At 67.9% G+C, this 25,659-nt stretch carries 23 protein-coding genes; 12 read left to right on the top strand and 11 right to left on the bottom strand.

Annotation, left to right across the window (positions count from 1 at the left end; genetic code table 11):
• Positions 1-16: 16 nt before the first annotated feature.
• From ntrB to ASF32_RS10850, 4 genes are all read right to left on the bottom strand, one after another.
• Positions 17-883 carry a nitrate ABC transporter permease gene (gene ntrB, locus ASF32_RS10865; RefSeq protein ID WP_056427657.1) on the bottom strand — a complete coding sequence of 289 codons (867 nt, stop codon included), beginning with the start codon at positions 881-883 and terminating at the stop codon, positions 17-19.
• Positions 883-2,172, bottom strand: coding sequence for a CmpA/NrtA family ABC transporter substrate-binding protein (locus ASF32_RS10860; protein ID WP_056427653.1), 1,290 nt, complete (start codon positions 2,170-2,172; stop codon positions 883-885). The genes ntrB and ASF32_RS10860 overlap by 1 nt, the downstream gene beginning before the upstream one ends.
• Positions 2,173-2,493: 321 nt before the next feature.
• Entirely contained in the window at positions 2,494-3,510 is a 1,017-nt protein-coding gene (locus ASF32_RS10855; protein WP_056427649.1) for a CmpA/NrtA family ABC transporter substrate-binding protein, read from the bottom strand.
• Positions 3,507-4,094, bottom strand: coding sequence for an ANTAR domain-containing protein (locus ASF32_RS10850; RefSeq protein WP_018044090.1), 588 nt, complete (start codon positions 4,092-4,094; stop codon positions 3,507-3,509). The genes ASF32_RS10855 and ASF32_RS10850 overlap by 4 nt, the downstream gene beginning before the upstream one ends.
• A 298-nt stretch (positions 4,095-4,392) precedes the next feature.
• Between ASF32_RS10850 and ASF32_RS10845 the strand changes: the two genes are divergently transcribed.
• The 8 genes from ASF32_RS10845 (at position 4,393) to ASF32_RS10810 (ending at position 14,823) form a co-directional block, all read left to right on the top strand.
• Entirely contained in the window at positions 4,393-4,989 is a 597-nt protein-coding gene (locus ASF32_RS10845; RefSeq protein ID WP_156467762.1) for a hypothetical protein, read from the top strand.
• Positions 4,990-5,149: 160 nt separating this feature from the next.
• Complete coding sequence (locus tag ASF32_RS10840) at positions 5,150-7,072, top strand: glycoside hydrolase family 15 protein (protein ID WP_244478036.1); 1,923 nt, start codon at positions 5,150-5,152, stop codon at positions 7,070-7,072.
• Positions 7,073-7,108: 36 nt separating this feature from the next.
• A complete protein-coding gene (gene tkt, locus ASF32_RS10835) occupies positions 7,109-9,184 on the top strand; it encodes a transketolase (protein ID WP_056427642.1) in 2,076 nt (691 codons plus the stop codon).
• Positions 9,185-9,413: 229 nt separating this feature from the next.
• Positions 9,414-12,266: a bifunctional transaldolase/phosoglucose isomerase gene (locus ASF32_RS10830; RefSeq protein WP_056427639.1), complete on the top strand. Its 2,853-nt coding sequence runs from the start codon at positions 9,414-9,416 to the stop codon at positions 12,264-12,266.
• A 142-nt stretch (positions 12,267-12,408) separates the two neighbouring features.
• Entirely contained in the window at positions 12,409-13,383 is a 975-nt protein-coding gene (gnd, locus tag ASF32_RS10825) for a phosphogluconate dehydrogenase (NAD(+)-dependent, decarboxylating) (protein WP_056427635.1), read from the top strand.
• A 69-nt stretch (positions 13,384-13,452) separates the two neighbouring features.
• Positions 13,453-14,184 (top strand): 6-phosphogluconolactonase, encoded by a 732-nt coding sequence (gene pgl, locus ASF32_RS10820; protein ID WP_056427631.1) that lies wholly within the window; start codon positions 13,453-13,455, stop codon positions 14,182-14,184.
• Between the two features lie 94 nt (positions 14,185-14,278).
• Positions 14,279-14,503 carry an antitoxin MazE family protein gene (locus tag ASF32_RS10815; RefSeq protein WP_056427629.1) on the top strand — a complete coding sequence of 75 codons (225 nt, stop codon included), beginning with the start codon at positions 14,279-14,281 and terminating at the stop codon, positions 14,501-14,503.
• Positions 14,500-14,823: a type II toxin-antitoxin system PemK/MazF family toxin gene (locus ASF32_RS10810; RefSeq protein ID WP_056427626.1), complete on the top strand. Its 324-nt coding sequence runs from the start codon at positions 14,500-14,502 to the stop codon at positions 14,821-14,823. Before ASF32_RS10815 ends, ASF32_RS10810 begins: the two co-directional genes overlap by 4 nt.
• 60 nt (positions 14,824-14,883) lie before the next feature.
• Here ASF32_RS10810 and speG read toward each other — a convergent pair whose 3' ends face one another.
• The 3 genes from speG to apaG all read right to left on the bottom strand — a co-directional run bounded on the left by speG (position 14,884) and on the right by apaG (position 17,140).
• Positions 14,884-15,468: a spermidine N1-acetyltransferase gene (gene speG / locus ASF32_RS10805; RefSeq protein ID WP_018044098.1), complete on the bottom strand. Its 585-nt coding sequence runs from the start codon at positions 15,466-15,468 to the stop codon at positions 14,884-14,886.
• Positions 15,465-16,640, bottom strand: a complete 1,176-nt coding sequence (gene argE, locus ASF32_RS10800; protein WP_056427621.1) for an acetylornithine deacetylase — start codon at positions 16,638-16,640, stop codon at positions 15,465-15,467. Before argE ends, speG begins: the two co-directional genes overlap by 4 nt.
• Before the next feature lie 107 nt (positions 16,641-16,747).
• Positions 16,748-17,140, bottom strand: coding sequence for a Co2+/Mg2+ efflux protein ApaG (gene apaG, locus ASF32_RS10795; protein ID WP_018044100.1), 393 nt, complete (start codon positions 17,138-17,140; stop codon positions 16,748-16,750).
• A gap of 131 nt (positions 17,141-17,271) precedes the next feature.
• Between apaG and ASF32_RS10790 the strand changes: the two genes are divergently transcribed.
• On the top strand, positions 17,272-17,688 hold the full coding sequence (locus tag ASF32_RS10790) for a hypothetical protein (protein WP_056427618.1): 417 nt from the start codon (positions 17,272-17,274) through the stop codon (positions 17,686-17,688).
• A gap of 101 nt (positions 17,689-17,789) precedes the next feature.
• Positions 17,790-18,935, top strand: a complete 1,146-nt coding sequence (locus tag ASF32_RS10785) for a 2'-deoxycytidine 5'-triphosphate deaminase (protein WP_244478037.1) — start codon at positions 17,790-17,792, stop codon at positions 18,933-18,935.
• Positions 18,936-19,033: 98 nt separating this feature from the next.
• On the opposite strand, the gene ASF32_RS10780 is transcribed toward ASF32_RS10785, so the two are convergent.
• The 4 genes from ASF32_RS10780 to ASF32_RS10765 all read right to left on the bottom strand — a co-directional run bounded on the left by ASF32_RS10780 (position 19,034) and on the right by ASF32_RS10765 (position 24,015).
• A complete protein-coding gene (locus ASF32_RS10780; protein WP_056427615.1) occupies positions 19,034-20,143 on the bottom strand; it encodes a hypothetical protein in 1,110 nt (369 codons plus the stop codon).
• Positions 20,144-20,420: 277 nt separating this feature from the next.
• Positions 20,421-21,425 (bottom strand): Hsp33 family molecular chaperone, encoded by a 1,005-nt coding sequence (locus ASF32_RS10775; RefSeq protein ID WP_056427613.1) that lies wholly within the window; start codon positions 21,423-21,425, stop codon positions 20,421-20,423.
• A gap of 393 nt (positions 21,426-21,818) precedes the next feature.
• Entirely contained in the window at positions 21,819-22,763 is a 945-nt protein-coding gene (argF, locus tag ASF32_RS10770; RefSeq protein ID WP_056427610.1) for an ornithine carbamoyltransferase, read from the bottom strand.
• 58 nt (positions 22,764-22,821) lie between these two features.
• A complete protein-coding gene (locus ASF32_RS10765; protein WP_056427738.1) occupies positions 22,822-24,015 on the bottom strand; it encodes an aspartate aminotransferase family protein in 1,194 nt (397 codons plus the stop codon).
• A 408-nt stretch (positions 24,016-24,423) separates the two neighbouring features.
• Between ASF32_RS10765 and ASF32_RS10760 the strand changes: the two genes are divergently transcribed.
• Positions 24,424-24,897 carry a RidA family protein gene (locus ASF32_RS10760; RefSeq protein ID WP_056427607.1) on the top strand — a complete coding sequence of 158 codons (474 nt, stop codon included), beginning with the start codon at positions 24,424-24,426 and terminating at the stop codon, positions 24,895-24,897.
• Positions 24,894-25,652 carry a glycerophosphodiester phosphodiesterase family protein gene (locus ASF32_RS10755; protein WP_056427604.1) on the top strand — a complete coding sequence of 253 codons (759 nt, stop codon included), beginning with the start codon at positions 24,894-24,896 and terminating at the stop codon, positions 25,650-25,652. The genes ASF32_RS10760 and ASF32_RS10755 overlap by 4 nt, the downstream gene beginning before the upstream one ends.
• Positions 25,653-25,659: the final 7 nt, after the last annotated feature.

The raw sequence follows: 25,659 nt of genomic DNA, 5'->3' as shown, positions 1-25,659 counted from the left end.
CGCCGCGCGGAGGCGTTCAGGCGGTGGCGCCGCGGGTAACGAGGGTGCCGATGAAAGCCACGAACCGGTCGAGGAAGAACCCGATCACCCCGACATAGACGAGGGCGACGATGATCTCGGAGATGTGCGACGAGTTCCAGGCGTCCCAGATGAAGAAGCCGATGCCGACGCCGCCGATGAGCATCTCGGCCGCCACGATGGCGAGCCAGGACAGGCCGACGCCGATGCGAAGTCCGGTGAAGATGTAGGGAGCCGCCGAGGGCAGCATGATCTTCACGAAGAATTCGAGCGGGTTAAGGCGCAGCACCGCCGCCACGTTGCGGTAATCCTGAGGGATGTTGCGGATGCCCACCGCCGTGTTGATGATGATCGGCCAGATCGAGGTGATGAAGATCACGAAGATGGCCGAGGGCTGGCCGTCGCGGAACGCCGCGAGGGAGAGCGGCAGCCAGGCCAGCGGCGGGATCGTGCGCAGCACCTGGAAGATCGGGTCGAGGCCGCGCATGGCCCAGTCCGACTGGCCGATCAGGGTGCCGACCATGATGCCCACGACGGTGGCCAGGGCGAAGCCGAAGGCGACGCGCTGGATGCTGGCATAGATGTGCCAGAACAGGCCCTTGTCGGTGCCGCCATTGTCGTAGAACGGGTGGGCGATGATGTCCCACGCCTCGGTGACGACGCGCGAAGGCGGCGGCAGGCCGGCGGTGGGCCGCGAGCACAGCAGCTCCCAGATCACCAGGAAGGCGATCAGCACCACGATCGGCGGGATCAGGTTGACGGCGATCTGGCGGAACGTCGCCAGGGTCACGAAGGGCTTGCGCGGGGCCTTGGCCGCCGGCTTCGCGGCGGTCCCCGTCACGGCGATGGTGGAGGTGTTGGCCATCACGCGATCCTCTTGATGCCGAGGCTGGACAGGTAGGCGGCGGGATCGGCGGGATCGAAGACCTTCCCGTCGAAGAAGGTCTCCTTGCCGCGCGACGTGGAGCTCGGGATCGCGGTGACGCCCAGCGCCTTGGCGGCGTCGCGCCAGATATCCTCGCGGTTCACCTTGGCGATGAGCGCCTTGGTGTCGGTCTGCGCGTCGAACTTGCCCCAGCGGATGTCCTCGGTGAGGAACCAGAGGTCGTGGCTCTGGTAGGGGTAGGAGGCGTTGTCGGCGAAGAACTTCATGACGTAGGGGCTGTTCTCGACCACGCGGCCGTCGCCGTAATCGATGGTGCCCTTCATGCGGCCGGCGACGTCGCCGACGGGGATGTTGATCCACTGGCGCTTGGCGACGATGGCGGCGAACTCATCCCGGTTCTCGGGCTTGTCGCACCACATCTGCGCTTCCAGCACGGCCATGGTCAGAGCCTTGGCGGCGATGGGGTTCTTCTCGACCCAGGAGGCGCGCATGGCGAACGCCTTCTCCGGATGGTCCTTCCACAACTCGCCGGTGGTCAGCGCGGTGTAGCCGAGGCCCTGCTGCACGAGCTGCGCGTTCCACGGCTCGCCGACGCAGAAGCAATCCATCGTGCCGACCTTCATGTTCGCCACCATCTGGGGCGGCGGCACGACGATGGTCTCGATGTCCTTGTCGGGGTCGATCCCGCCAGCGGCGAGCCAGTAGCGGATCCAGAGGTCATGGGTGCCGCCGGGGAAGGTCATGGCCGCCTTCACCGACTTGCCGGCGGCTTTCTTCTTGTCGATCGCGGCCTTGAACACCTTGGAATCGAGGGCGACCTTGGCGTCCAGATACTCCTTGGCCACCGAGACGCACTGGCCGTTGGTATTGAGCCGGGCCAGGATCTGCATCGGCACGGGGACGTTGTTCTGCGTCACCCGACCGGCGCTGATGAGGTAGGGCATCGGCGTCAGGATGTGCGCGCCGTCGATGCCGTTGCCCTCGGAGCCGAGCACGAGGTTGTCGCGGGTAGTGCCCCAGCTCGCCTGTTTCAGCACCTCGACGTCGGGCATGCCGTGCTTGGCGAAGAACCCCTTTTCCTTGGCGACGAAGAGCGGGCCGGCATCGGTGAGCGCGATGAAGCCGAGCTTGGCGCCCTTCACCTCGGGGCCCGCCCCCTGCGCGAAAGCACCGCCGGGCAGCGCAGTGCGCGCCAGGGCTGCCAGCGACAAGGTCGCGGCGGCGCCCTTCAAGAGGCTGCGGCGGCTGTTCTGAAACCCGTCAGTCATGGAAAACTCGATCCCTCGAAGCTTAAGCAGTCGACCCGAAGACGAAAAAAAACCGCCGCCCAAACGCAACCGAAGGCAGCCGCGAAAGCGCGCCAACGGGTTACTTGGGTCAGCGGCTCTGCCGACATTCGTGCCCGTCGCCGTTGACGAGCGGGATAGGCACAGCAGGTTCCGTGCCAAACGCCGCTCAGCCTGTAACGGCTCTAAGGCCGAAGGCGGTTCGGAGGGCGCGAGGAGGCATACGGCCCGGCCGCGGCGGCGGGGCGTGCGTTGCACAATCGTGAGGCTTGTCGTGCCGCCAAAAGCGGCGTCCGGCCCCGATCAGCCGCTCAGAGCGGCATCGAACAGGTCCGGGCGGTAGATCGCGCGAGCGGCGGAGCGAAGCTCGTCGGAGGCGACAAGCTGTCCGGCGCGCTCCGCCTCACCGATGAACCAATCCGCATGGGCGGGGTCGGGCCGGTGCGCCCGCTCGCCGAACAGGCTGAAATGCGGGTCCCGCCGCCGGCGTCCGTCGGTATCGACCACCACGTCCCCCGTGAGCGCCCGTTCGAGAATCGGCGCCGGTACATTCAGGTAGCCATCGCGCGAAAGGAGGGAGGCGAGTTCGGCGCTGTTGTCGAGATCGGCGCACCAGCGCCCGGCGCGGTCGAGGGCCCGCACCAGGGAGGCGCAGCGCGACGCCTCGGATTCCGGAAGGGCCAGAACCTTTTCCGGGCAATCGGGCAGGAGCTCGCTGCCGAGGACCGCGATGCGGCCATACCCCTCCGCCACGGCGACGCTGTTCCAGGGGCTGCCGACGCAGAACCCGTCGATCAGTTCGCGCCGCAGCGCCTCGGCGATCTGCGGCGGCGGGATCACGACGAGGCGCGTCTGCGTGTCGAGGTCGAGGCCGCCGCGCTCGGCGAAGATCCGGAGCTGGTAGGTGTGGCTGGAGAACGGATGCACCGTTCCCAGCGTCAACGGCCTCCCCTCCCGCTCCCGCCGCAGGGCGATGCGCGCGAAAGCGGCGGCCACTGTGTCCACCTCGTCGTCCGCCGCCTCCATCGCCTCCCACAGGGGGCGGGACACCGTGATCGCGTTGCCGTTGAGGTTGAGCGCCATGGGCACGCAAAGCCGGGTCTGCGGCCCGCTCAGCCCGAGCGCGCTGGCGATGGCGAGGGGCGCCAGCATATGCGCGCCGTCGAGATGGCCCACCGCCAGCTTGTCGCGCAGGGTCGCCCAGGAGGGCTCGCGCACGAGGTCGAGGGTGAGCCCCTCGGCCCGTGCGAATCCGAGCTCCGCCGCCGCGATCAGGCTCGCGGCATCCACGAGGGGGACGTATCCGAGCGCGAGCCTCATCCGAACAGGTCCGCCGTGGTGACGATGGCGCGGGCGATGTCGGCGATTTTGCTCTTCTCGTTCATGGCCTTGCGCCGCATCAGCTTGTAGGCCTCCTCCTCGCTCAGGGAGCGGGCGGCCATAAGGATGCCCTTGGCGCGCTCCACGATCTTCCGGTCGGCGAGTTCGCCCCGCGCCTCCACCAATTCCCGCTGCAGCCGGGCGAAGGCCTGGAACCGCAGGATGGCGATGTCGAGGATCGACCGGATGCGCTGGGGGTGCAGCCCGTCCACCACATAGGCCGAGATGCCGGCATCCACCGCCGCCTGCATCATCGGGGCGTCCGAGCGGTCGACGAACATCGCCACCGGCCGCTCCACATGGCGGGACAGGCCCGACATCTGTTCGAGGATGTCCCGGCTGGGGCTCTCCAGGTGGATCACCACCACGTCAGGATTGAGGGCGGCCACCTGCGCCGGCAGGTCGGCGGTATCGGGGATGATGACCACATCCGCGATTCCGGCGGCGCGCAGGCCCTCTTCGAGGATCGCGGCGCGGGCCCGGCTCGGATCGATCACGGCGACGGTGAAGGAAGGTTCTGTCATCGGAGCCCAATGGGGGGCGGGACGGCCGGTTCGTGCCGGCGGGAACGGGCAAGAGGCGTACCTAACACAGCGCGCGACCGCACGGATCTACCCGAAAATCGGCATCGCCGAAAAAGTCCGTGGCCAAATCGTCGGTTCAGGTACCTTTCGATACGTTCGGGAAAGGAAATGGCCCAGCTTCCGCCGCAAACGCGGGCGCTTATGGCGTTGTCGAAGGTCGGGGTGAGGTGTTCGGATGGTGGAGTGCCGCATATCGCAGCCTGTCGAGAACGCCCTCGCCTCCGAGGCGGGGACCGGCATGGCACTTCCCCTCCTGCCGACGATCGTCGTCGCGGTGATCGTGTCCGCCGCCTCCTTCCTCTGCCAGACGCCCTCCGCGCCCATTCCCGAGACGCGCGCCAGCACGCGGATCGTCGAGATGGAGAGCCGGACGGCGCAGGCGAGGCCGATCGAGACCGCCGATCTCGGTACGGCCTTCGTCCCGGCCGCTTTCGCCTTCCGTGATCAGTTTCCGCTGCGCGATACGGTGACCACGACCGCCAGCATCGCGCCGCGTCGCGCGACATCCCGCACCGCCGCCGTAAAGCCGTCTCAACGCCGGCCCGATTCCGCGCGGTCCGAAATGGCGAAGACCGAAGCGACGAGACCGGACGCCAACCGGGTCCCGTCGGTCGTCGCCGCGAAGGCCGCCATCTCGCCCGAGCCGTTCCGGGTGGAGGCCGAGGCGGACGAGGAACTCATTCCCCATCTCGCCCTGCCCTTCGCGCCGGCCATCTCCGCGATCACCCGTGCCGGCAGCTTCGTCGGCACCCAGAGCGCGGCGGTGGGCGCCGAGGCCATGGCCCTCGGCAGTGTTGTGACCGGGCTCGTCGACCGCCTGCCGTTGCAGCCCTGATCGCACCGCGCTGCGGGGCACGCGCGGTTTCGGGCCGGTCCGGCCAGTCTTTCAGAGCTTTGCCGCTGGATTCTCCCCCTGTCGGGGACTAGGTGAGCCTTCGTCGACGAGACGGGCGCGACGACCGCATTGCCGCGGGGGCCCGGCGGCAAGGATGGGCATGGCGGGACGGATCGAGGATTACGCGCTGGTCGGCGATGGCCGCACCGCTGCGCTCATCGGGCGCGACGGCAGCATCGACTGGCTCTGCTGGCCCCGTTTCGATTCCGCCGCCTGTTTCGCCTCCCTCCTCGGCACCGAGGAACACGGGTTCTGGAAACTGTCCCCTGTGGATGGCGAGGCCACGGTCACGCGCCGCTACCGCGAAGGCAGCCTCGTCCTCGAGACGCGCTATGTGACCTCCGCGGGCGAGGCCAGGGTGATCGACTACATGCCGGCCAATGACGGGTCGCACATGGTGCGCATCGTCGAAGGCCTCTCCGGCTCGGTCGACATGCGCATGGTCCTGGCGGTGCGCTTCGATTATGGGCTCGCGGTGCCGTGGGTCTCCCATAACGAGCTCGGCGACCTGCGGGCGATTTCCGGCCCCCATAAGGTGGTCCTCCGCACCCGCGCGCCCCTCGACGGCGTCGGCCAGACCACGGTCTCGGACTTCACCGTGGCGAAGGGCGAGAGCCAGTCGTTCTGCCTCAGCTACGGCCTTTCGCACGAGGACGATCCGCCGCCGATCGAGCCGCGCAAGGTGCTGTTCCAGACCGACCGCTACTGGCGCGACTGGTCGAGCCGCTGCGCGTCCGGCACGCCCTGGGACGCGATCCTCAAGCGCTCGCTGCTCACGCTCAAGGCTCTGATCTACACGCCGACGGGCGGGATCGTGGCCGCGCCCACCACCTCCCTGCCCGAGGAGCTCGGCGGCGTACGCAACTGGGATTACCGGTTCTGCTGGCTGCGGGATTCGACCTTCACCCTCATCGCGCTGATGGATGGCGGCTTTCTCGACGAGGCGAGGGCCTGGCGCGACTGGCTGATCCGCGCCGTCGCCGGCAATCCGGAACAGGCCCACATCCTCTACGGCATCGCCGGGGAGCGTCTCCTGCCCGAAATCGAGCTCGACTGGCTTCCCGGCTACGAGGGGTCGAAGCCGGTGCGGATCGGCAATGCCGCGGTCAACCAGTTCCAGCTCGACGTCTACGGCGAGATCTTCGACGCGCTCTACCAGGCCCGCCAGCGTGGCCTGCTCGGCGATGCCGATGGCTGGCGCGTGGGCCTCGCCCTGCTGGAGCATCTGGAGAAGGTTTGGAGCGAGCCCGACGAAGGCATCTGGGAGGTGCGCGGCGGGCGCCGGCACTTCGTCCATTCGAAGGTCATGGCCTGGGTCGCCTTCGACCGGGCCATCCGCTCCTTCGAGATGGGCGACGGGCCGCCCGCCCCCGTGGATCGTTGGCGCGCGATCCGCGACCATATCCACGAGGAGGTCTGCGAGAAGGGGTTCGACAAGGAGCTGAACAGCTTCGTCCAGTATTACGGGGCCAAGACCCTCGATGCGAGCTTGCTCCTCATCGCCCATATGGGCTTCCTGCCCCAGGACGACCCCCGCGTCGTCGGCACGGTGGAGGCCATCGGCAAACACCTGATGCGCGACGGGTTCGTGCTGCGCTACGACACCGAGGATGACAATACCGATGGTCTGCCCGGCGGCGAGGGGGCTTTCCTGCCCTGCAGCTTCTGGTACGCCGACAATCTGATCGGTCTCGACCGCTGCCACGAGGCGCGGGAGTTGATCGAACGCCTCATCGGCGTTTGCAACGATGTCGGGCTCGTGGCCGAGGAATACGACGTGGGAGCCAAGCGCCTTGTCGGCAATTTCCCCCAGGCGTTCAGTCACGTCACGTTGGTGAACACGATTTTGAACTATAGCCGTGCCAGCGGGCCGGCGCGGGAGCGCAGCGAGAAATCTGCCCTCGCCCGGGCCACATCGCCGAACCGGGCGAGTTCTCCCAGCCAGCCGAACTCTCCCAGCCAGGCGAGCTCTCCCAGCCAGGGTGGCGCAAATCTAGAAGGCGCCGCAGCCCAGCACAGCTGATCGCCGCAGCCCCGTAAAGAGTAGGAAGACGAGACCATGAGCGGAGCCGAGACCAAGCCGAAGGGTGAACTGAGCGAGATCGACAAGCTCTCCATCGACACCCTGCGTACCCTGGCGATCGACGCGGTGCAGAAGGCGAATTCCGGCCATGCCGGCGCGCCGATGGCCCTGGCGCCCGTCGCCTACACCCTGTGGAACCGCTACCTGCGCTACGACCCGGCGCATCCGCACTGGCCCAACCGCGACCGGTTCGTGCTCTCGGCGGGCCACGCCTCGATGCTGCTCTACGGGTTGCTGCACCTCGCCGGTGTCGCCCAGACCGATGGCGGCAACGAGCCGGCCATCACCATCGAGGACATCAAGAACTTCCGCCAGCTCGACAGCAAGACGCCGGGGCACCCGGAATACCATTTCACCACCGGCGTCGAGACCACGACCGGGCCGCTCGGCCAGGGTGTGGCGAATTCCGTCGGCATGGCGATGGGCGGCCGCTTCCTCGGTGAGACCCTGAACCGCCCCGACCTGCCGCTGTTCGACTTCAATGTCTACGCGATCTGCTCGGATGGCGACCTGATGGAGGGCGTGGCCGCCGAGGCCGCCTCCATCGCCGGGCATCTGCGCCTGTCGAACCTGTGCTGGATCTACGACAACAACACGATCACCATCGAGGGGCACACCGAACTCGCCTTCTCCGAAGAGGTGGCGACGCGCTTCCTCAGCTATGGCTGGCAGGTCCTGCGGGTGGCCGACGCCAACGACGTCCATGCCATTTCCGCCGCCCTGGAGACCTTCCTCCAATCCAGCGACCGGCCGACGCTCATCGTCGTCAACTCGATCATCGGCTTCGGCGCGCCCAAGAAGCAGAACACCTCGAAGGCCCATTCCGACGCCCTCGGCGAGGAGGAGGTGAAGGGCGCCAAGCGGGCCTATGGCTGGCCCGAGGATTCCCAGTTCCTGGTGCCGGACGGCGTCATCGAGAACTTCCGTAGCGGCATCGGCCAGCGCGGCGCCGAGCTGTTCGCCACCTGGGAAGGCTTCATGGCCGAGGCCAAGGCCTCAGATCCGGCCCTGGCCGAAGAGATCGACGCCCTCCTCACGGGCCGCCTGCCAGAGGGCTGGGACAAGGACATCCCGGTCTTCCCGGCCGACGCCAAGGGCATGGCCACCCGCGAATCCTCCGGCAAGGTGCTCAACGCCATCGCCAAGAACGTGCCCCACCTGCTCGGCGGCTCGGCGGATCTGGCCCCCTCCAACAAGACCAAGCTCGAATTCGAGGGGGCCGGTACGCTCTCGCCCTTCGAGCCGGGTGGACGCAACATCCATTTCGGCGTGCGCGAACACGCCATGGGCTCGATCGTCAACGGCCTCGGCCTCGTCGGCCTGCGGGCCTATGGAGCGACCTTCCTGGTCTTCGCCGATTATATGCGCCCGCCGATCCGCCTCGCTTCGCTGATGGAGCTGCCGGTCTTCCACGTCTTCACGCACGATTCGATCGGCGTCGGCGAGGACGGCCCCACCCACCAGCCGGTGGAGCAGCTCCTGACGCTCCGCGCCATCCCCGGCCTCGTGACCCTGCGTCCGGCGGATGCCAACGAGGTGGCGGAAGCCTACCGGGTCATCATGGGGTTGAAGGATCAGCCGGCGGTGCTGGCCCTGAGCCGCCAGCCGCTGCCGACCTTCGACCGGACCAAGTACGGCAGCGCCGCCGGCGTCGCGAAGGGCGGCTACGTGCTGGCCGATTGCGACGGTACGCCGGAGGTCATCCTCATCGGCACGGGCAGCGAGGTGCAGCTCTGCGTCTCGGCCTACGAGGCGCTGACGGCGGAGGGCATCAAGGCCCGCGTGGTCTCGATGCCGTCCTGGGACCTGTTCGAGCGTCAGGACGAAGCCTACCGCAACACGGTACTGACGCCGGAGGTGCTGGCCCGCGTCGCCGTCGAGCAGGGCTCGGTGATCGGCTGGGACCGCTATGCGGGCTCCGCCGGCGCGATCATCGGCATGCATACGTTCGGGTCCTCGGCCCCGATCAAGGATCTGCAGACCAAGTTCGGCTTCACGCCGGAGAAGGTGCTGCAGGCCGCCCGCGACCAGATCGCGCGGCACAAGAAGTAGGTCTCGCGGGTTCCCTGAAGGACGGAACGCACGTCCCCCTCCCCCTTGTGGGGAGAGGTCAGGGGTGGGGGTGGTTGGGTGACCCGCGGGCCGCGGAGGCCAGCGGAGCCATCCCCACCTCCGGCTCCTCCCCACAAGGGGGAGGAGAGGCGCGCATCCTGACAACGATTGCTGAACGACGCTGCCTTTCGCGCGCTACTCACGACGACCGACGACGAGGAGTTTTTGCATGAACCCGCTGAAGGCTCTCTTCCCTGAACAGGGCCAGGCCGTGTGGCTGGATTTCGTGGCCCGCGGTTTCATCGCCGATGGACGCCTCAAGAAGCTGGTGGACGAGGACGGCCTGCGGGGCGTGACCTCGAACCCCTCGATCTTCGAGAAGGCGATCGGCGATTCCGCGGAATATGACGGCGCGCTGAAGGAGGTCATGGATGCGGGCGATGCCCGCGTCATCGATCTCTACGAAGGCTGTGCCATCGCCGACATCCAGGCGGCGGCCGATGTGCTGCGCCCGGTCTACGAGGAGAGCGACGGCGCCGACGGCTATGTCAGCCTCGAAGTCTCACCTTATCTCGCCCTCGACACCGAGGAGACCCTCGACGAGGCCCGCCGTCTGCACAAGACCGTGGCCCGCGACAACCTGATGGTGAAGGTGCCCGCCACCCCGGCCGGCATCCCGGCGATCCGGGCCCTCACCGCCGACGGGATCAGCATCAACGTCACGCTGCTGTTCGGCCAGGATTCCTACGAAGAGGTGGCGCGCGCCTTCATCGCCGGCCTGGAAGAGTTCGGCGCCAAGGGCGGCGACGTCTCGAAGGTCACCAGCGTGGCGAGCTTCTTCATCAGCCGTATCGACGTCACCATCGACAAGGCCCTCGACGCCAAGATCGCCGAAGCCAACGATCCCGACGAGAAGGCGGAACTGGAAGCCCTCAAGGGCAAGGTGGCCATCGCCAACGCCAAGCTCGCCTACCAGCGCTACAAGCGCATTTTCGCCGAGCCGAAATGGCAGGCGCTCGCGCAGAAGGGCGCCAAGGCGCAGCGCCTGCTCTGGGCCTCCACCGGCGTCAAGAACAAGGCCTATTCCGATGTGCTCTATGTCGAGGAGCTGATCGGGCCGGATACCGTCAACACCATGCCGCCGGCCACGATGGATGCGTTCCGCGACCACGGCACGGTCAAGCCCGCCATCGAGGAGAATGTCGGTGACGCCGAGGCCGTGATGGCCCGTCTGGCCAAGGCCGGCATCGATATCGGGGCGGTGGCCAAGCAGCTCGTGGAGGAAGGCGTCCAGCTCTTCATCGACGCCGCCGACAAGCTCCTGGGCGCGGTGGCGGGCAAGCGCGCCGATTTCCTCGGCGCCAAGCTCGACGGCCAGACCCTCATTCTCGGCGATGCCATCGGCGCCGAGGCGAAGAAGGCGGTGGAATCCTGGCGCGCCTCGGGCTCGATCCGCCGGCTCTGGACGCATGACAAGACGGTCTGGTCGAATGCCGACGAGGACCAGTGGCTCGGCTGGCTTCGCATCGTCGAGGACGAACTCGCCCGAGTCTCCGAATACCAGGCCTTCGCCGAGGATGTCCGCCAGACCGGCTTCTCCGACGTCGTCGTCCTCGGCATGGGCGGGTCGAGCCTCGGACCGGAAGTGCTGGCCGAGACCTATGGCAGCCGTGACGGTTTCCCGACGCTGCGCATCCTCGATTCCACCGATCCCGATCAGGTCCGCGCCGTGGAAAGCGCGGTCAACCTCGAGACGACGCTGTTCATCGTCGCCTCGAAATCCGGCTCCACCCTCGAGCCCAACGTGTTCCGCGATTACTTCCTCGGCCGGATGAAGGCTCTGGTCGGTGAGCGGGCCGGAGCGCATTTCGTGGCCGTCACCGATCCCGGCTCGGCCATGGAGGCGGCGGCCAAGGCCGACAATTTCCGCCGGATCTTCTACGGTGTGAAGCAGATCGGCGGGCGCTATTCGGTGCTCTCCGCCTTCGGACTGGTGCCTGCTGCGGCGTCCGGCATCGACGTGAAGGACTTCCTCGACACGGCGCGGACCATGGTCCGCTCCTGCGGCCCGGCCGTGCCGCCGGCCCAGAACCCCGGTGTCCTACTGGGCACCGCCATCGCGGCGGCTGCCCTGCACGATGGCCGCGACAAGGTCACGTTCATCGCCTCCCCCGGCATCGATACGTTCGGGGCTTGGGCCGAGCAGCTCATCGCCGAATCCACCGGCAAGGACGGCAAGGGTCTCATCCCCGTCGACGGCGAGCCGGTCGGCGTGCCGGCGGTCTATGGCCGCGACCGCTTCTTCGTCTATCTGCGTCTCGACAACCGGGCGGATGCCCAGCAGGACGAGGCGGTGCGTAGCCTGGAGCGCGAGGGCCACCCCGTCGCCCACATCACCATGGTGAACGAGGAGCAGCTGCCGCAGGAATTCTTCCGCTTCGAGATGGCGACCGCCGTCGCGGGCGCATTGCTCGGCATCAACCCGTTCGACCAGCCGGACGTGGAAGCGAGCAAGATCGAGACGAAGAAGCTGTTCGACGCCGCCGAGAAAAGCGGTTCGCTGCCCTCCGAGACGCCGCTCTTCGAAGACGAGACCATCGCCCTCTACGCCGACCCGGCCAATGCCGGGGCCCTGCCGCAGACTGGAGAGGGGTTCGAGGCGGCACTGAAGGCTCATCTCGCGCGGATCAAGGACGGCGACTACGCCGCGCTGCTGGCTTACGTCGCCCGTAACGAGGCGCACCACGCCATCCTGCAGGAGGCGCGCATCGCTCTGCGCGACAAGCGCAAGATCGCGACCTGCCTCGAATTCGGGCCGCGCTTCCTCCACTCCACGGGACAGGCCTACAAGGGCGGGCCGGATACCGGCGTGTTTCTGCAGATCACCGCCGACCCGTCGGAGGATCTCGCGATCCCCGGCCGGGCGCTGGGCTTCGGCACCGTGGTGGCGGCCCAGGCGCGGGGCGATTTCGCGGTCCTGGCCGAGCGCGGCCGCCGGGCCCTGCGCGTCCACATCAAGGGCGGCGACGTGGACGCCGGGCTGAAGCGCATCGCGGCGGCGATCAAGGCGGCTTTGGCGTGATCTGAGGCCCTCTCCTCCCCCTTGTGGGGAGGAGCCGGAGGTGGGGGTGTTTGGGTGACCCTCTTTCTCCTGAGGCAAGCGGCACGACCCCCACCTCTGACCCCTCCCCACAAGGGGGAGGGGAAAGCAACGGAGATCCCCAATGCAACTCGGCATGATCGGCCTCGGCCGGATGGGCGGCAACATCGTCCGCCGTCTCCTGCGGGACGGGCACACGGCCGTGGTCTTCGATCAGAACCCGGAGGCCGTGGCGGCCCTGGTCGCCGAGGGCGCCACCGGGGCGGCGAGCCTGGAGGAGTTCGTCTCCAAACTCGACGTGCCGCGCGCGGCCTGGGTGATGCTACCGGCGGGCGCGATCACCGAGGCCACGGTGGCGCAGCTCGGCGACCTCATGCAGCCGGACGACGTCATCATCGACGGCGGCAATTCCTTCTACAAGGACGACATCCGGCGGGCGGCCACCCTGAAGCCGAAGGGCCTCCACTACGTCGATGTCGGCACGTCGGGCGGCGTCTGGGGCCTGGAACGCGGCTATTGCATGATGATCGGCGGGAGCAACGACGCCCTCGACAGGCTCGACCCGATCTTCAAGACCCTGGCACCGGGCGTCGGCACCATCCCGAAGACGCCGGGTCGCGAGGGCCGCGACGCCCGCGCCGAGGAGGGCTACATCCATGCCGGTCCGAGCGGTGCCGGGCATTTCGTCAAGATGGTCCATAACGGCATCGAGTACGGGCTGATGCAGGCCTATGCCGAGGGATTCGACATCCTGAAACACGCCAATTCGAAGGATCTGGCCGAAGACCAGCGCTTCGACCTCAATATCGGCGACATCGCCGAAGTGTGGCGGCGCGGCAGCGTGGTCTCGTCCTGGCTCCTCGACCTCACGGCGGGGGCGCTGGCGGGCAACGAGGCTCTGGACGGTTTCTCAGGCTTCGTCGCCGATTCCGGCGAGGGGCGCTGGACCCTGAACGCGGCCATCGAGGAATCGGTGCCGGCCAATGTGCTCTCCGCCGCCCTCTATGCCCGCTTCCGCTCCCGCGAGGACGCCTCCTACGCGGACAAGCTGCTGTCGGCCATGCGCAAGGGCTTCGGCGGCCACGTCGAACCGAAATAGCCTGTCGTGCAGGCAATATAGCCTGCCGGACGGGCGATAGAGGACCAGACCAGGAGGACGCGTCGCCGCATGATCCCGCTACCGAACAACGCGGAAATCTTTCCCGATGGCGAGAGCGTCGCCCGCGCGGCGGCGGACCGCCTCGTGACCCTCTGCGCCGAGAGCAAGCAGGAGCGCATCGCCATCTGCCTCTCCGGTGGGTCCACGCCGAAGCGGCTCTACGCCCTGCTGGGCGGACCCGACTATGTCGGTGCTCTCCCCTGGGACCGGCTGCACTGGTTCTTCGGCGACGACCGGTTCGTGCCCTGGACCGATGAGGCCAGCAACATGCACATGGCCCGCGCGGCGTTCGGGGACGCCCCGATCCCCGAAGGCCATCTCCACGGTATTCCCACCGACGGGACGCTGGACTCGGCGGCCTCCGCCTATGCCGAGACTCTGAAGGGCTTCTACGGCGCCGACGAACTCGACCCGGCGCGCCCGCTCTTCGATCTCGTCCTCCTTGGGATCGGCGAGGACGGGCACACCGCGTCGCTCTTCCCGGGCAAGCCCGCGCTCGCTGAGCGTCAGGCCTGGGTGGCGCCGGTCCCGGAGGCCGGTCTCGCGCCGTTCGTGCCGCGTGTCACCCTCACCTTCCCGGCGCTCGCCTCCTCGCGTCAGCTTCTCGTCCTGGTGACGGGGGCCGGCAAGCGCGATCCCCTCGTCCGGATCGCCAAGGGAGAGGATCTGCCCGCGCGCTACATCTCGAGCATCGGCAACTTGACATGGCTGCTCGACCGCGCGGCCGCTGATTTCGGCTGAGACCGGCGACCGGCGGTCCGTCACTGTCCTGGCCCCTTGGCATGGTCGCATGCGGACCCTACGTTACATGTAACAACTCGGGGAAGGACTCGTCATGTCGGCAACTGTCGGTCAGCGTGTCAGCAAGCGTCGTGATGCGCTCCGGGCGGCTGGCCTCCGGCCCATCCAGATCTGGGTGCCGGACACCCGAAGGGCGGGCTTTGCCGAAGAATGCGCGCGACAGGCTCGGGTCGTCGCGGCAACAGATGCGGCCGATCGGGAACTGGATGCCTTCATGGAGGCCGCGCTCGTCGATATGCTCCCTGAGCGCGAGGCATGAAGCGGGGCGATCTCGTCACCATCGCCATGCCCGACGATTTCCGCAAACCTCGTCCAGCCCTCATCATCCAATCGGACGCGTTCGCTGAGACCGGCACGGTCACGGTGCTGCTGATATCCGGCACGCTGGCCGATGCTCCCCTGATCCGCACGACCATCGAGCCGACTGAGGCCAATGGCTTGAAGAAGCGCTCACAGGTCATGGTGGACAAGGCCATGTCGGTGAAGCGTGAGAAGATCGGCGCACGGATCGGGTATCTCGATGCCGAGACGATGCTGGCGGTGACGCGGGCGCTGGCTGTGTTTTTCGCCATTGCCTGAGCGCGGATCGCTGCCAGGGTGATCGCACTTGGCCGATAAGAAACTTTCCGGGATCGACGGCTACGACTTCAGCACCGGCTCCGAAATATCGCCGCTGCCGCGCCGGGCCAGGTATTCCGGCTGGAACAGGCACATCCGTACCGCGTCGCGATACTTGCCGTTGACGAAGAACTCGTCCTTGAGGATGCCTTCGGGCACGAAGCCGCAACGCTCGTAGATGCGGACGGCGCGGGCGTTGTCCTTGTCCACGTGCAGGTAGAGCTTGTGGATGTTGAGGACGCTGAAGGCGTAATCCATGGCGATGCGGGTGGCGCGCGGGGCGTAACCCTGGCCCTGGAAGGCGGGGTGGATCGCGATCTGGAATTCGCAGCGCCGGTGCAGGTGGTTGATCTCCACCAACTCCACGAGGCCTGCCGGCGCGCCCTCCGAATTGGCGATGATGAAGCGCCGCTCGGTCTGGTTGTGGATGTTGCGCTCGTAGAGCTGCGCCAGTTCGGCGAAGGACTCGTAGGCCTCCTCGAACCAGTAGCGCATGATGCTGTCGTTGTTGTTGAGCTGATGCACGAACATCAGGTCTTCGCGCTCCAGCGGGCGGAGCTTCACCGGGCCGTCGGCCGCGATGGTACGGGGAGCGAACTTGCTCATGGAGTTACGACGCATTCCGAGATGAGACGGCGCATGAACGCCTCGCCGGCCTCGAGGGCGGCAAGGGTGATGTACTCGTCCGGCTGGTGGGCCTGGTCGATGGAGCCGGGTCCGCAGACGACGGTGGGTATGCCCGCCTTCTGGAAACGTCCCGCCTCGGTGGCGTAGGAAACGGAGATGGTGTGGTTGCGACCCGCCACCCGCAAGGCCAACCGCTCGGCCTCCGAGCCCGGCTCGGGGGCGAGGCCCGGCACCGCCACCTCCTCGATGGTCTTGATCCGCCCGTAATCGCCGTAGCGGTTGAGCCGGTCCTTCAGCACCGTCTCGACCTTGGCCGCGAACAGGGCCGGGATCTCGGCCATGTCGAGATCGGGCAGGCCGCGGAACTCCCAGTGGAAGGTGCAGACCTTGGGCAGGATGTTGCGCGCCGTGCCGCCGGAGATCGTGCCCACATGCACGGTGGTGGAGGGCGGGTCGAAGCGTCCCGATACGTCGCCGCGCTCGATCATCGCGTCGGCGATGCGGTTCAATTCGGAGACGAGCTCGGCCGCCGCCATCACCGCATTGGCGCCGAGCATGGGCTTGGCGGAATGCGCCTCGTGGCCGTGGACGGTGGTGAAATAGGTGACGATGCTCTTATGGGCGTCGGCTACGTCGAGATCGGTGGGCTCGCCCACGATCACCGCCCCCGGCCGGGGGAGATCCTTGCCGAACCGGGCGATGGTGTCGGCGACACCGAGACACGTGGTCTCCTCGTCGTAGGAAAGCAGGATGTGGATCGGCCGCTTGAGGTCGGCGGCGAGCATGTCCGGGACGGCTGCCAGCGCCAGGGCGCAGAAGCCCTTCATGTCCACGGAGCCGCGCCCGTAGGCCCGCCCATCGGCGACCCGCAGGGTGAAAGGATCGGTGGTCCAGGCCTGTCCCGTCACCGGCACCACGTCGGTATGGCCGGACAGGACGATGCCGCCATCCATCTTCGGGCCGATCGTAGCGAAGATCGCCGCCTTGTCGCCCGCTTCATTGGGGATGCGCACATGGCTCACGCCCCAGCCGTCGAGATAGGCGCAGACGCTGTCGATGAGCGCGAGATTGGAGCGCGAACTCTCCGTGTCGAAGGCGACGAGGCGCGCCAGCAGGTCGAGCGTGCTCAACCGTTCTCCGCCACCCGACATCGGCCTAAGCAGGTTTCGCAAAAGTGGCCCCCGGTTTTGTGGCAAAAACCTGCGTCAGGGCAAAAACCGAAGCAGGGTGAAGCGTTGGCCTGCCAACGTGAACCTGCTTAGTGGACGCTGCGGCGGACGTGCGGCGAATCGAGGGAGAAGGCGGGGATCTCGGCCTCGAAGCTCTCACCAGCGGTGGTGGACATGGTGTAGCTGCCGGCCATCAGGCCGTCGGGCGTCGTGAGCGGGCAACCGCTGGTATAGCTGAACGACTCGCCGGGGCCGAGAACGGGCTGCTTGCCGACGACGCCGGCGCCGCGCACCTCCTGGGTCTCGCCGCGCCCATCGACGATGCGCCAGTGGCGCGAGCGCAGCTGGACCTGCTCGGAGCCGTTATTCACGATCTCGACGGTGTAGGCGAAGAAATACCGGCTTTCGTCGGGGGAGGATTCCTCCTCGACGAAGCGGGGCTGGACGGTCACGCTGATGCCGCGCGTCTGGGCCTTGTACATCGCCTTCAAAGCCTCCCGTACCGTCGCCCACCCGAAGCGACATAGCCTTTTCGCCGTGGTACGTCCCGGGCGAAATTGCGTCAATCGTGCTGAATGCGGGATAGCCCGCTCCAATCGGAAGGTCGTGTCCCGTGGTCGAGGAGACCCTCTCGCACCGGCCGGCGCCGTCTCCAGGCCGTGCGGTTCTCGCCAGCCTCGCGATCGCGGGTCTCGCCGGTGCCTTCGCCTTCACCATGCCGGAGCGGAACGGCTGGCCGGCCCTGGCCCTGGGCGGCGCGCTCCTGCTCGACGGTCTCGCCCTGCTGGCGGGCGCACTCCTGGCCCGACGCGGCCCCGCGCCCCGAATCGCCGGCTTGCCGTCCGTGGTTCTCGCCTTCGGCCCGGCGGCAGGCCTCGGGGCCGTGCTCTTCGCCGTCGCGCTCCTACTGTGGCCCGCAGGCTTTCCGCCGTTGGCCAGCGCGCTGGCGGGCCTGATCGCCATGGGGGCCATCGCCCGTCTGGTGGTCGCCTGGATCGTGTTGCGGATCGGCAGGGACGAGGAGGGTTAAGGGACCCTTAGAGGATACGCGAGAGACTGTGCGAAACCATGCGGCAGTCGCGATCCCCAGCCGGGGGCGGTGGCCCAGTTCGGAGCGGGCGACGCGAGACCATGCCGGATACCAAGCAGGACACGGCACGACCGGGCCCCTCTCCTTCTGCAAGCCCGCCTTCTATAAGCCCGCGTTCCGGCGGCATCCTGGCCGCGCAGGGCATCCAGGCTTTGCATGCGGCCGGTGCCATTCTCCCCGAAACCCCTTTCGCGGCGGATCAGGTCCAGCCGGCCAGCCTCGACCTGCGCCTGGGCTCTCGCGCTTTCCGGGTCCGCACGAGTTTCCTGCCCGGTAGCCGGCCGGTCTCCGCCTGTATCGAGGCCTTCGCGCTTCACGAGATCGACCTGACCGCCGGCGCGGTGCTGGAGACCGGCTGCGTCTACATCGCCGAATTGCAGGAGACGCTGGCGCTTCCGGCCGATGTGGCGGCCAGCGCCAATCCGAAGAGCTCCACCGGCCGCATTGATGTGTTCACCCGCGTCATCACCGACCGGGGCCAAGCCTTCGATCAGGTCGAGGCGGGCTACCAGGGCCGGCTCTATGCCGAAATCTCGCCCCGCACCTTCCCGGTCCGCGTCCGCACCGGCTCACGCCTGTCGCAAATCCGCTTCCGTCGCGGTGAGCCGCGCCTGTCCGATGCCGAACTCGCTGCGCTGCATACGGCGACCCCTCTGGTCGCTTCGGCCAACCCGTCCTTCCAGGGCGGCATCGCCGTCTCGGTGGACCTCGCCGGGTTCGGAGGGCTGATCGGCTACCGCGCCAAGCGCCATACCGGCCTCGTCGATGTGGACGCACCGGGCCGGCACGCCATCGCGGAATTCTGGGAGCCTCTTCCCGCCGACGGCTCGGGCGCGCTGATCCTCGATCCCGGTCAGTTCTACATCCTGGCCTCGAAGGAGGCCGTGCAGGTGCCGCCGGACTTCGCCGCCGAGATGGTGCCGTTCGATCCGCTGGTGGGTGAATTCCGGGTCCATTACGCCGGCTTCTTCGATCCCGGCTTCGGCTTTGCCGCCGCGGGCGGCGCCGGGGCGCGGGCCGTGCTCGAAGTGCGCTCGCGCGATGTGCCCTTCCTGCTGGAAGACGGCCAGATCGTCGGCCGCCTCGTCTACGAGCGCATGGCCGAGCGGCCCGCCACTCTCTACGGCACGGATGCCGGGTCGAACTATCAGGCCCAGGGGCTGAAACTGTCGAAGCACTTCGTCTGAGACGGCCACCGGCCGAAAGCCGGTCACGAGGAAAGGGGAGGGGTCACGATGTGACCCCTCCCCCTCGCCGTCGTCCTATCGTCGGAGGCGCGTGCGGATCAGTTGCGTCCGCCCGGCATGCCCCCCTCGCTTCTGCCCCCCTCGCCTCTGCCGCGCTCCGCGCCACCGCTCCGGCCGTTCATGCCGGCCGGCTTCATGGCACCGTTGTCGCCGCGCTCGGCGGCGTTGCGGATGCCGCCCTCCTGGCCGCCCGCCTGGCCACCTTCGCGGCCGGCATTGCGCATGCCGCCGCGCTCGGTCTCGTTCCGCTGCATGCCGACCGTACGATCGGCCTCGCCGCCACGATTGCCGTCGCGACGCATGCCGCCTTCGCTACGCATCGTCGCGCGGCCGGACACCCGCTCCTCGCCGCCACGGTAGCGCTCGGTGGTGCGGCCGCTCACCGAAACGCTGTCACGACCGCTCCGCGCGGTGGTGACGGTGAGACGCCGATATTCGGGTGAGCCGTAGACCACGCGCTGGCCGCGGATGACCACGTAGCGCCCGCCTGAGCGCCGCGGACCCGTCTGATGAATCGTGACGAGGCGCCGATATTCCGGCGAGCCGTAGACGACGCGCTGACCCCGGATCGTCACGAAGCGCCGGCGGCCGTTCTGGACATAACGATCGCCGCCCCGGCGCTCGACGACCACGAGCCGACGATATTGCGGCGATCCGTAGACGACCCTCTGCCCGCGAATCGTCACGTACCGCCCGGAACGCTGGCCCCCGTCGAAGCGGCCGCTGACGCGGGTCGTGTTCCGCTCGATGCTGCGGCCTTCACGCATGTCGGCACGATCACGGCTCATGCGTCCCTCGGACTCGGTCCGCATCGACCGGCCCTCGTCGCGCATGCCCTGACGGTCTCCGCCATCCCGCCCGCCCTGACGGGGCATGTCCTGGTTCCGTGATTCGCGTCCGGCCGAATCGCGGCTGGAGGATTCCTGTCGTGCCGAGTTCGCGTCGCGGCTTTCCGTTGCGCGCTGCGCCCCGCCCCGTTCGGCATTCGCGGCCCCGCCACGACCGCCCTGTCCGCTCTCGACGCTTTCGCGCGCGCCGGCGCCTGCCGATCCCGCGCCTGTACCGGTCGATCCCCCGACTGCCGCGCCTTGCGCGAAGACAGATGTCGAGAACAGTAATGCTGCAAGACCCAGTCCGAATTTCGTCATGGACGTTTCTCCCATAGCTTTCGAGCCATCGAAACGTCGAACGTGGCAAAACCGTTCACTCGGTTTAGCGAGTGATCGAACGTCTTACGTGGTTTGCCCCCTCTGCAACCGATGATTTCACGAGCGCATGATTGAGATCGGCCGGCGAATATTGATGATCCCCGGAATGCGCCCAAGCTTTGCTATGGCGAAGGTTCGTCCTCGGCTGCCGGGCTGCGCTCAGTCCCGGCTTGCCGTCCATGGATGAGCCGGGGAGCCGCCCCCGTCGGCGGGTGCCTCAGGCGGGATCGTCGATCCCGGCCTCGACTTCGGCCGGGTCGATGTCATAGCGCCGCGAGCAGAACTCGCAGGTGATGCCGATGCGGCCATCTTCCGCGACCATGTCGCGGCGTTCCTGCGGGGCGAAGGAGCGGATCATGCCGAGGACGCGCTCCGGCGAGCACCGGCAGCGCTCGCGGATGCCCTGCGCCTCGAACACCCGCACGCCGCGCTCGTGGAAGAGCCGGTAAAGCAGCCGCTCGGAGGAAACCTCCGGGTCGACCAGCTCGTGGTCCTCCACCGTGTTGACGAGGCTGCGCGCCTCCACCCAGGCATCGTCCTCCCGGACCTCGCCCTCGCCGAGATGGGCATGGCCCTCGGGTATGTCGCCCGGGGGGAGGTCGGCCAACCGCGCGCGGTCGATGGATTGGGGCAGGAACTGAACCAGCAGTCCGCCGGCGCGGTAGCTGTTGGTGCCGTTGGCGAATTGCTCGGCCACGGCGAGGCGAACCTGGGTCGGGATCTGCTCGGATTGCCGGAAATACTGGTGCGCCGCCTCTTCGAGACTCTGCCCTTCGAGCGCGACGACGCCCTGGTAACGGCTAAAATCGTTGCCCTGGTCGATGGTCATCGCGAGATGCCCCTGCCCGATCAGGTCCGCGCTCTTGAGCGGGGTGGTCCCCAGCGCCTTCACCCGCTCCGCGTCGAACCGCGCCGTCGCGCGCAGACGGTCGGGCGCCTCGAAATCGACCACGATCATTTCGACCGGGCCGTCGCTCTTGGTCTGGAACTGGAACCGGCCCTCGAATTTCAGGGACGAGCCCAGAAGTACGGTGAGCGCCGCTGCCTCACCCAGCAGCCGCGCCACCGGGTCGGGATAGCCATGGCGGCGCAGGATGGTGTCGACGCTGGGCCCGAGCCGCACGACGCGGCCGCGCACGTCCAGTGCCTCCACCGAGAACGGCAGGGCGACGTCGTCCGCGCCCTCGATGACGGTCGGGGAAATCTCGTGTCCGGAGGTCATGGCCTCTCCATGTCTCTTGTCCATCCGGTTCGCGGACCGAACGGAATGGCTAGATGCTCGATCTCATCCTGAGGCGCCGTAGCAAAGCGAAGGCCTCGAAGGAGGCCTCCAGTTCGGGCGACGAACACTGGAAACCTCCTTCGAGGCCGCTTCGCGGCACCTCAGGATGAGGTCGCGCTGGGGATGAGCACCGCTGTGCGGATCGCGACTGTCTGCATCGTCGAGTATGTCACTCGACCGCCGACCGTGCGTCCAAGACCGAATATAGGGATGAGCCCGCCGTTTCACACGGCCTTCAGCCCCGCGCGAACACCACATCCGTCACCGGCGCGGTCGGGAATTCTCGACCGGGACCGTCGTCAGCCGATATGGGCAAGCCGCCCGCTCAGTGTCTCACGCCCCCAGGCACCACGCCAGGATGCCCTTCTGCGCATGCAGGCGGTTCTCGGCTTCGTCGAACACCACCGAGCGGGGACCGTCCATGATCTCGGCCGTCACTTCCTCGCCGCGATGGGCGGGGAGGCAATGCATGAAGATCGCGTCGTCCTTGGCTGCCGCCATCAGCTTGGCATTCACCTGATAGGGCGAGAGCAGGTTGTGGCGGTAATGCTCGTCGTCGTCGCCCATCGAGACCCAGCAATCGGTGACGACGGCATCGGCGCCGTCCACCGCCTCGAAGGCGTCGGTGGTGACGTTGATGCGCGCGCCCTCCTGCTTCGCCCAGGCGAGCAGGGCGGGTGGCGTCGAGAGTTCGAGGGGGGCGGCGATGTTGAGGGTGAAGTCGAACCGCGCCGCCGCGTGGACCCAGGAGGCCAGCACGTTGTTGGCGTCGCCCGACCAGGCGATGGTGCGCCCCTGGATCGGCCCGCGATGCTCCTCGAAGGTCAGCACGTCCGCCATGATCTGGCAGGGATGCGAGACCTTGGTGAGGGCGTTGATCACCGGGACCTCGGCATATTCGGCCAGTTCCAGCATCAGGTCGTGGTCGAGGATGCGGATCATGATCGCGTCGATGTAGCGCGACAGCACACGGGCGGTATCGCCCACGGTCTCGCCCCGGCCGAGCTGCATCTCGCTGCCCGTCAGCATCAGCGTCTCGCCGCCGAGTTCACGCATGGCGACGTCGAACGAGACCCGGGTGCGGGTCGAGGGCCGGTCGAACACCATCGCCAGCATCTTGCCCGTCAGCGGACGATCGGCCGCGACCTCTCCCTTGCGGCGGCGTGCCTTCATCGCAGCGGCGGAATCCAGCACGGAGCGCAGGGCCTCGCCGGAGAAATCCTTGAGGTCGAGGAAGTGGCGGGGCCCGGTTGCGGCCCCGTTGGTGTGGGAATTCATAGGTCTGTTCTTCGTATCGTGCGTCGGGACATCTCGTGCGGGATGGACGGCCTGTCGGTTACTCGGCGGCGCCGCGCATCTGGACTTGGAGACGACCCGCCGTGGCGTCGATTCGCTTCGCCGCCTCGGCCACATCCGCCTCGGAGATGATGAGCGGCGGCAAGAGCCGGACCACATTGTCGCCGGCGGGGATCACCAGCAGGTGTTCGTCGCGCGCGGCCGCCGTGAAGGCGGTGTTGGGCACGTCGAGCTTGAGGCCGAGGATCAGTGCGGTTCCGCGAATCTCGGTGATAATCCCGGGATGGCGGTCCATGACCGAGGCGAGCTGCTGCTTCAGCAGCAGGCCCATGCGCTGGACATGGTCGAGGAAGCCCTCCGCCAGGACCACGTCGAGCACGGCGTTGCCCACGGCCATGGCGAGGGGGTTGCCGCCGAAGGTGGTGCCGTGGCTGCCCGCCGTCATGCCGCGCGCGGCCTCCGACGTGGCGAGGCAGACGCCGAGCGGGAAGCCGCCGCCGATGCCCTTGGCCGCGCTCATGATGTCGGGGGTCACCCCCGACCATTCATGGGCGAACAGCCGGCCGGTGCGGCCGACGCCGGTCTGAACCTCGTCCATGATCAGGAGCAGGCCGTGCTCGTCGCAGAGCGCCCGAAGGTCGCGCAGCATCTCCGGCGGCACCGTGCGGATGCCGCCCTCCCCCTGGATCGGCTCGATCATCAGGGCGGCGGTTTCGGGGCCGATGGCGGCGAGCAGGGCGTCGCGGTCGCCGAAGGGCACCTGGTCGAACCCGTCCACCTTCGGGCCGAACCCGTCGATGTATTTCTGCTGGCCGCCGGCCGCGATGGTCGCCAGCGTCCGTCCGTGGAACGCGCCCTCGAAGGTGACGATGCGGAACCGCTCGGGATGGCCGCCGGCCGCATGGTACTTGCGCGCCATCTTGATGGCGGCCTCGTTGGCCTCGGCACCGGAATTGGCGAAGAAGGCCACGTCGGCGAAGGTCGCGTCCACCAGCCGCCGGCCGAGGCGTTCGCCCCCGGGAATCTCGAACAGGTTCGAGGTGTGCCACAGCTTCTGCGCCTGGGTGGTCAGCGCCTCCACGAGATGCGGATGGGCATGGCCGAGGGCGTTGACCGCGATGCCGGCGCCGAAATCGAGATATCGCTTGCCGTCATGCGCTACGAGCCAAGCACCCTCTCCACGCTCGAAAGCGATCGGAGCCCGGGCATAGGTCGGCAGAAGAGCGGATGTCACGATCCCGACTTCCCGTTCGTCAAAGCGGGCACGCGAGGAGCGCCACCGCACCAAATGAAAGTGCCGCCTCGAATCCGGGCGGCACGGCTGCGATTACTAGAGAATTGCCCCGTTATGTCAATGATGTGGGGTGTTCACAGGACCGACACGCCTTGTGGTTAGGCTGTAGCGACGGGCGCCGGTAACGGCGCGTTCGATCGGGTCCGGTCCATGTCCGGGGCGCTTGGCCCGGTGCTGGAGCTTCGCACTTGCGAGCTTGGCACTTGGCTGCCCCTTTGGTCGACCACTCGGCCGGACGCCAGCGGCTTGCGCGAGATGGCGCGATCATGCTCAGTCCCGCCGCATGAATTCGGGAGCGCCCATCGCCTTGACGGCGATATCCCGGCCAGCTTTGAGGAAAGACGACGGATGAGCACGGTCAAGGAACGCCTGGAAACCCTCGGTCTGGTCCTGCCCAAGGCGGCCTCCCCCGTTGCGAACTACGTGCCGTTCATCCGCACCGGCAACCTCGTCATCATTTCCGGCCAGATCTGCTTCGGCGCAGACGGAAAGCTCGCCGATGCCCACAAGGGCAAGCTCGGCGGCGAGGTCTCGCCCGAACAGGGCATCGCAGCGGCCCGGCTTTGCGGCCTGAACGTGCTGGCGCAGCTGCAAGCCGCCATCGGCGATCTCGACCACGGCGTCGTGCAGTGTCTGAGGCTCGGCGGCTTCATCAACGCCGTGCCGACCTTCGCGGGCCTTGCCGGGATCATGAACGGAGCCTCCGACCTGATGGTGGAGATCCTCGGTGATCGTGGCCGGCACACCCGCGCGACCGTGGGCGTCGCCGAACTCCCCCTCGACGCCGCCGTCGAGGTCGAGGCGATGTTCGAGGTGAAATGACGGTGGGGTCGAACGCCCCTGCCTGGCTGACGGCCAGGCCGATCGCCCATCGGGGTTTGCACGACCGCGCGGGGGGCATCCCCGAGAACACCCTGGCGGCGGCGCGGGCCGCCATCGCCGGAGGCTACGCGATCGAGTGCGACGTGCAGATCAGCGCCGATGGCGAGGCCATGGTGTTCCACGACGAGGCGTTGGGGCGCCTCACCGGCGCCGTCGCCCTCGTGGCCGAGACGCGGACGGACGCCCTCCGGTCCCTGGCGGTTGCCGGCTCCTCCGAGACGATCCCCACCCTGCCCGGCACCCTCGCGGCCATCGCCGGCCGGGTGCCCCTCGTGGTCGAGGTCAAGTCGCGCTTTACCGGCGACCTTCGCCTGGTCGAGCGCGTGGCCGCCATCGTCGCGGAGTATGACGGGCCGGTGGCGGTGAAGTCCTTCGACCCGGCCCTGATCGAGGCCTTCGCCGGCCTCGCGCCTCGGATCCCGCGCGGGATCGTGGGCGAGACCAGCCAGGACGATCCGGCCTATGCGCTGATGACGGAGAGCCTGCGGCATTCGCTCGCCAATCTGCTCCATCTCGAGGCGAGCCGCCCCGACTTCCTGTCCTGGCGGGTGGATGACCTGCCCTGCGCTGCCACCTTCCTCAGCCGCCATCTCGGCCGGATGCCGGTGATGACCTGGACGGTGCGCAACCCCGACCAGCGCCAGCGTGCGCACGAGCATGCCGACCAGATGGTGTTCGAGGGGTTCAGGCCGTAATCGCCCG

Origin of the sequence: Methylobacterium sp. Leaf91 (assembly GCF_001422815.1) — a bacterium.
Lineage (GTDB): Bacteria > Pseudomonadota > Alphaproteobacteria > Rhizobiales > Beijerinckiaceae > Methylobacterium.
Note: the sequence above shows the minus strand (reverse complement) of the source record. Positions and strands in the feature narration are given on the sequence as shown.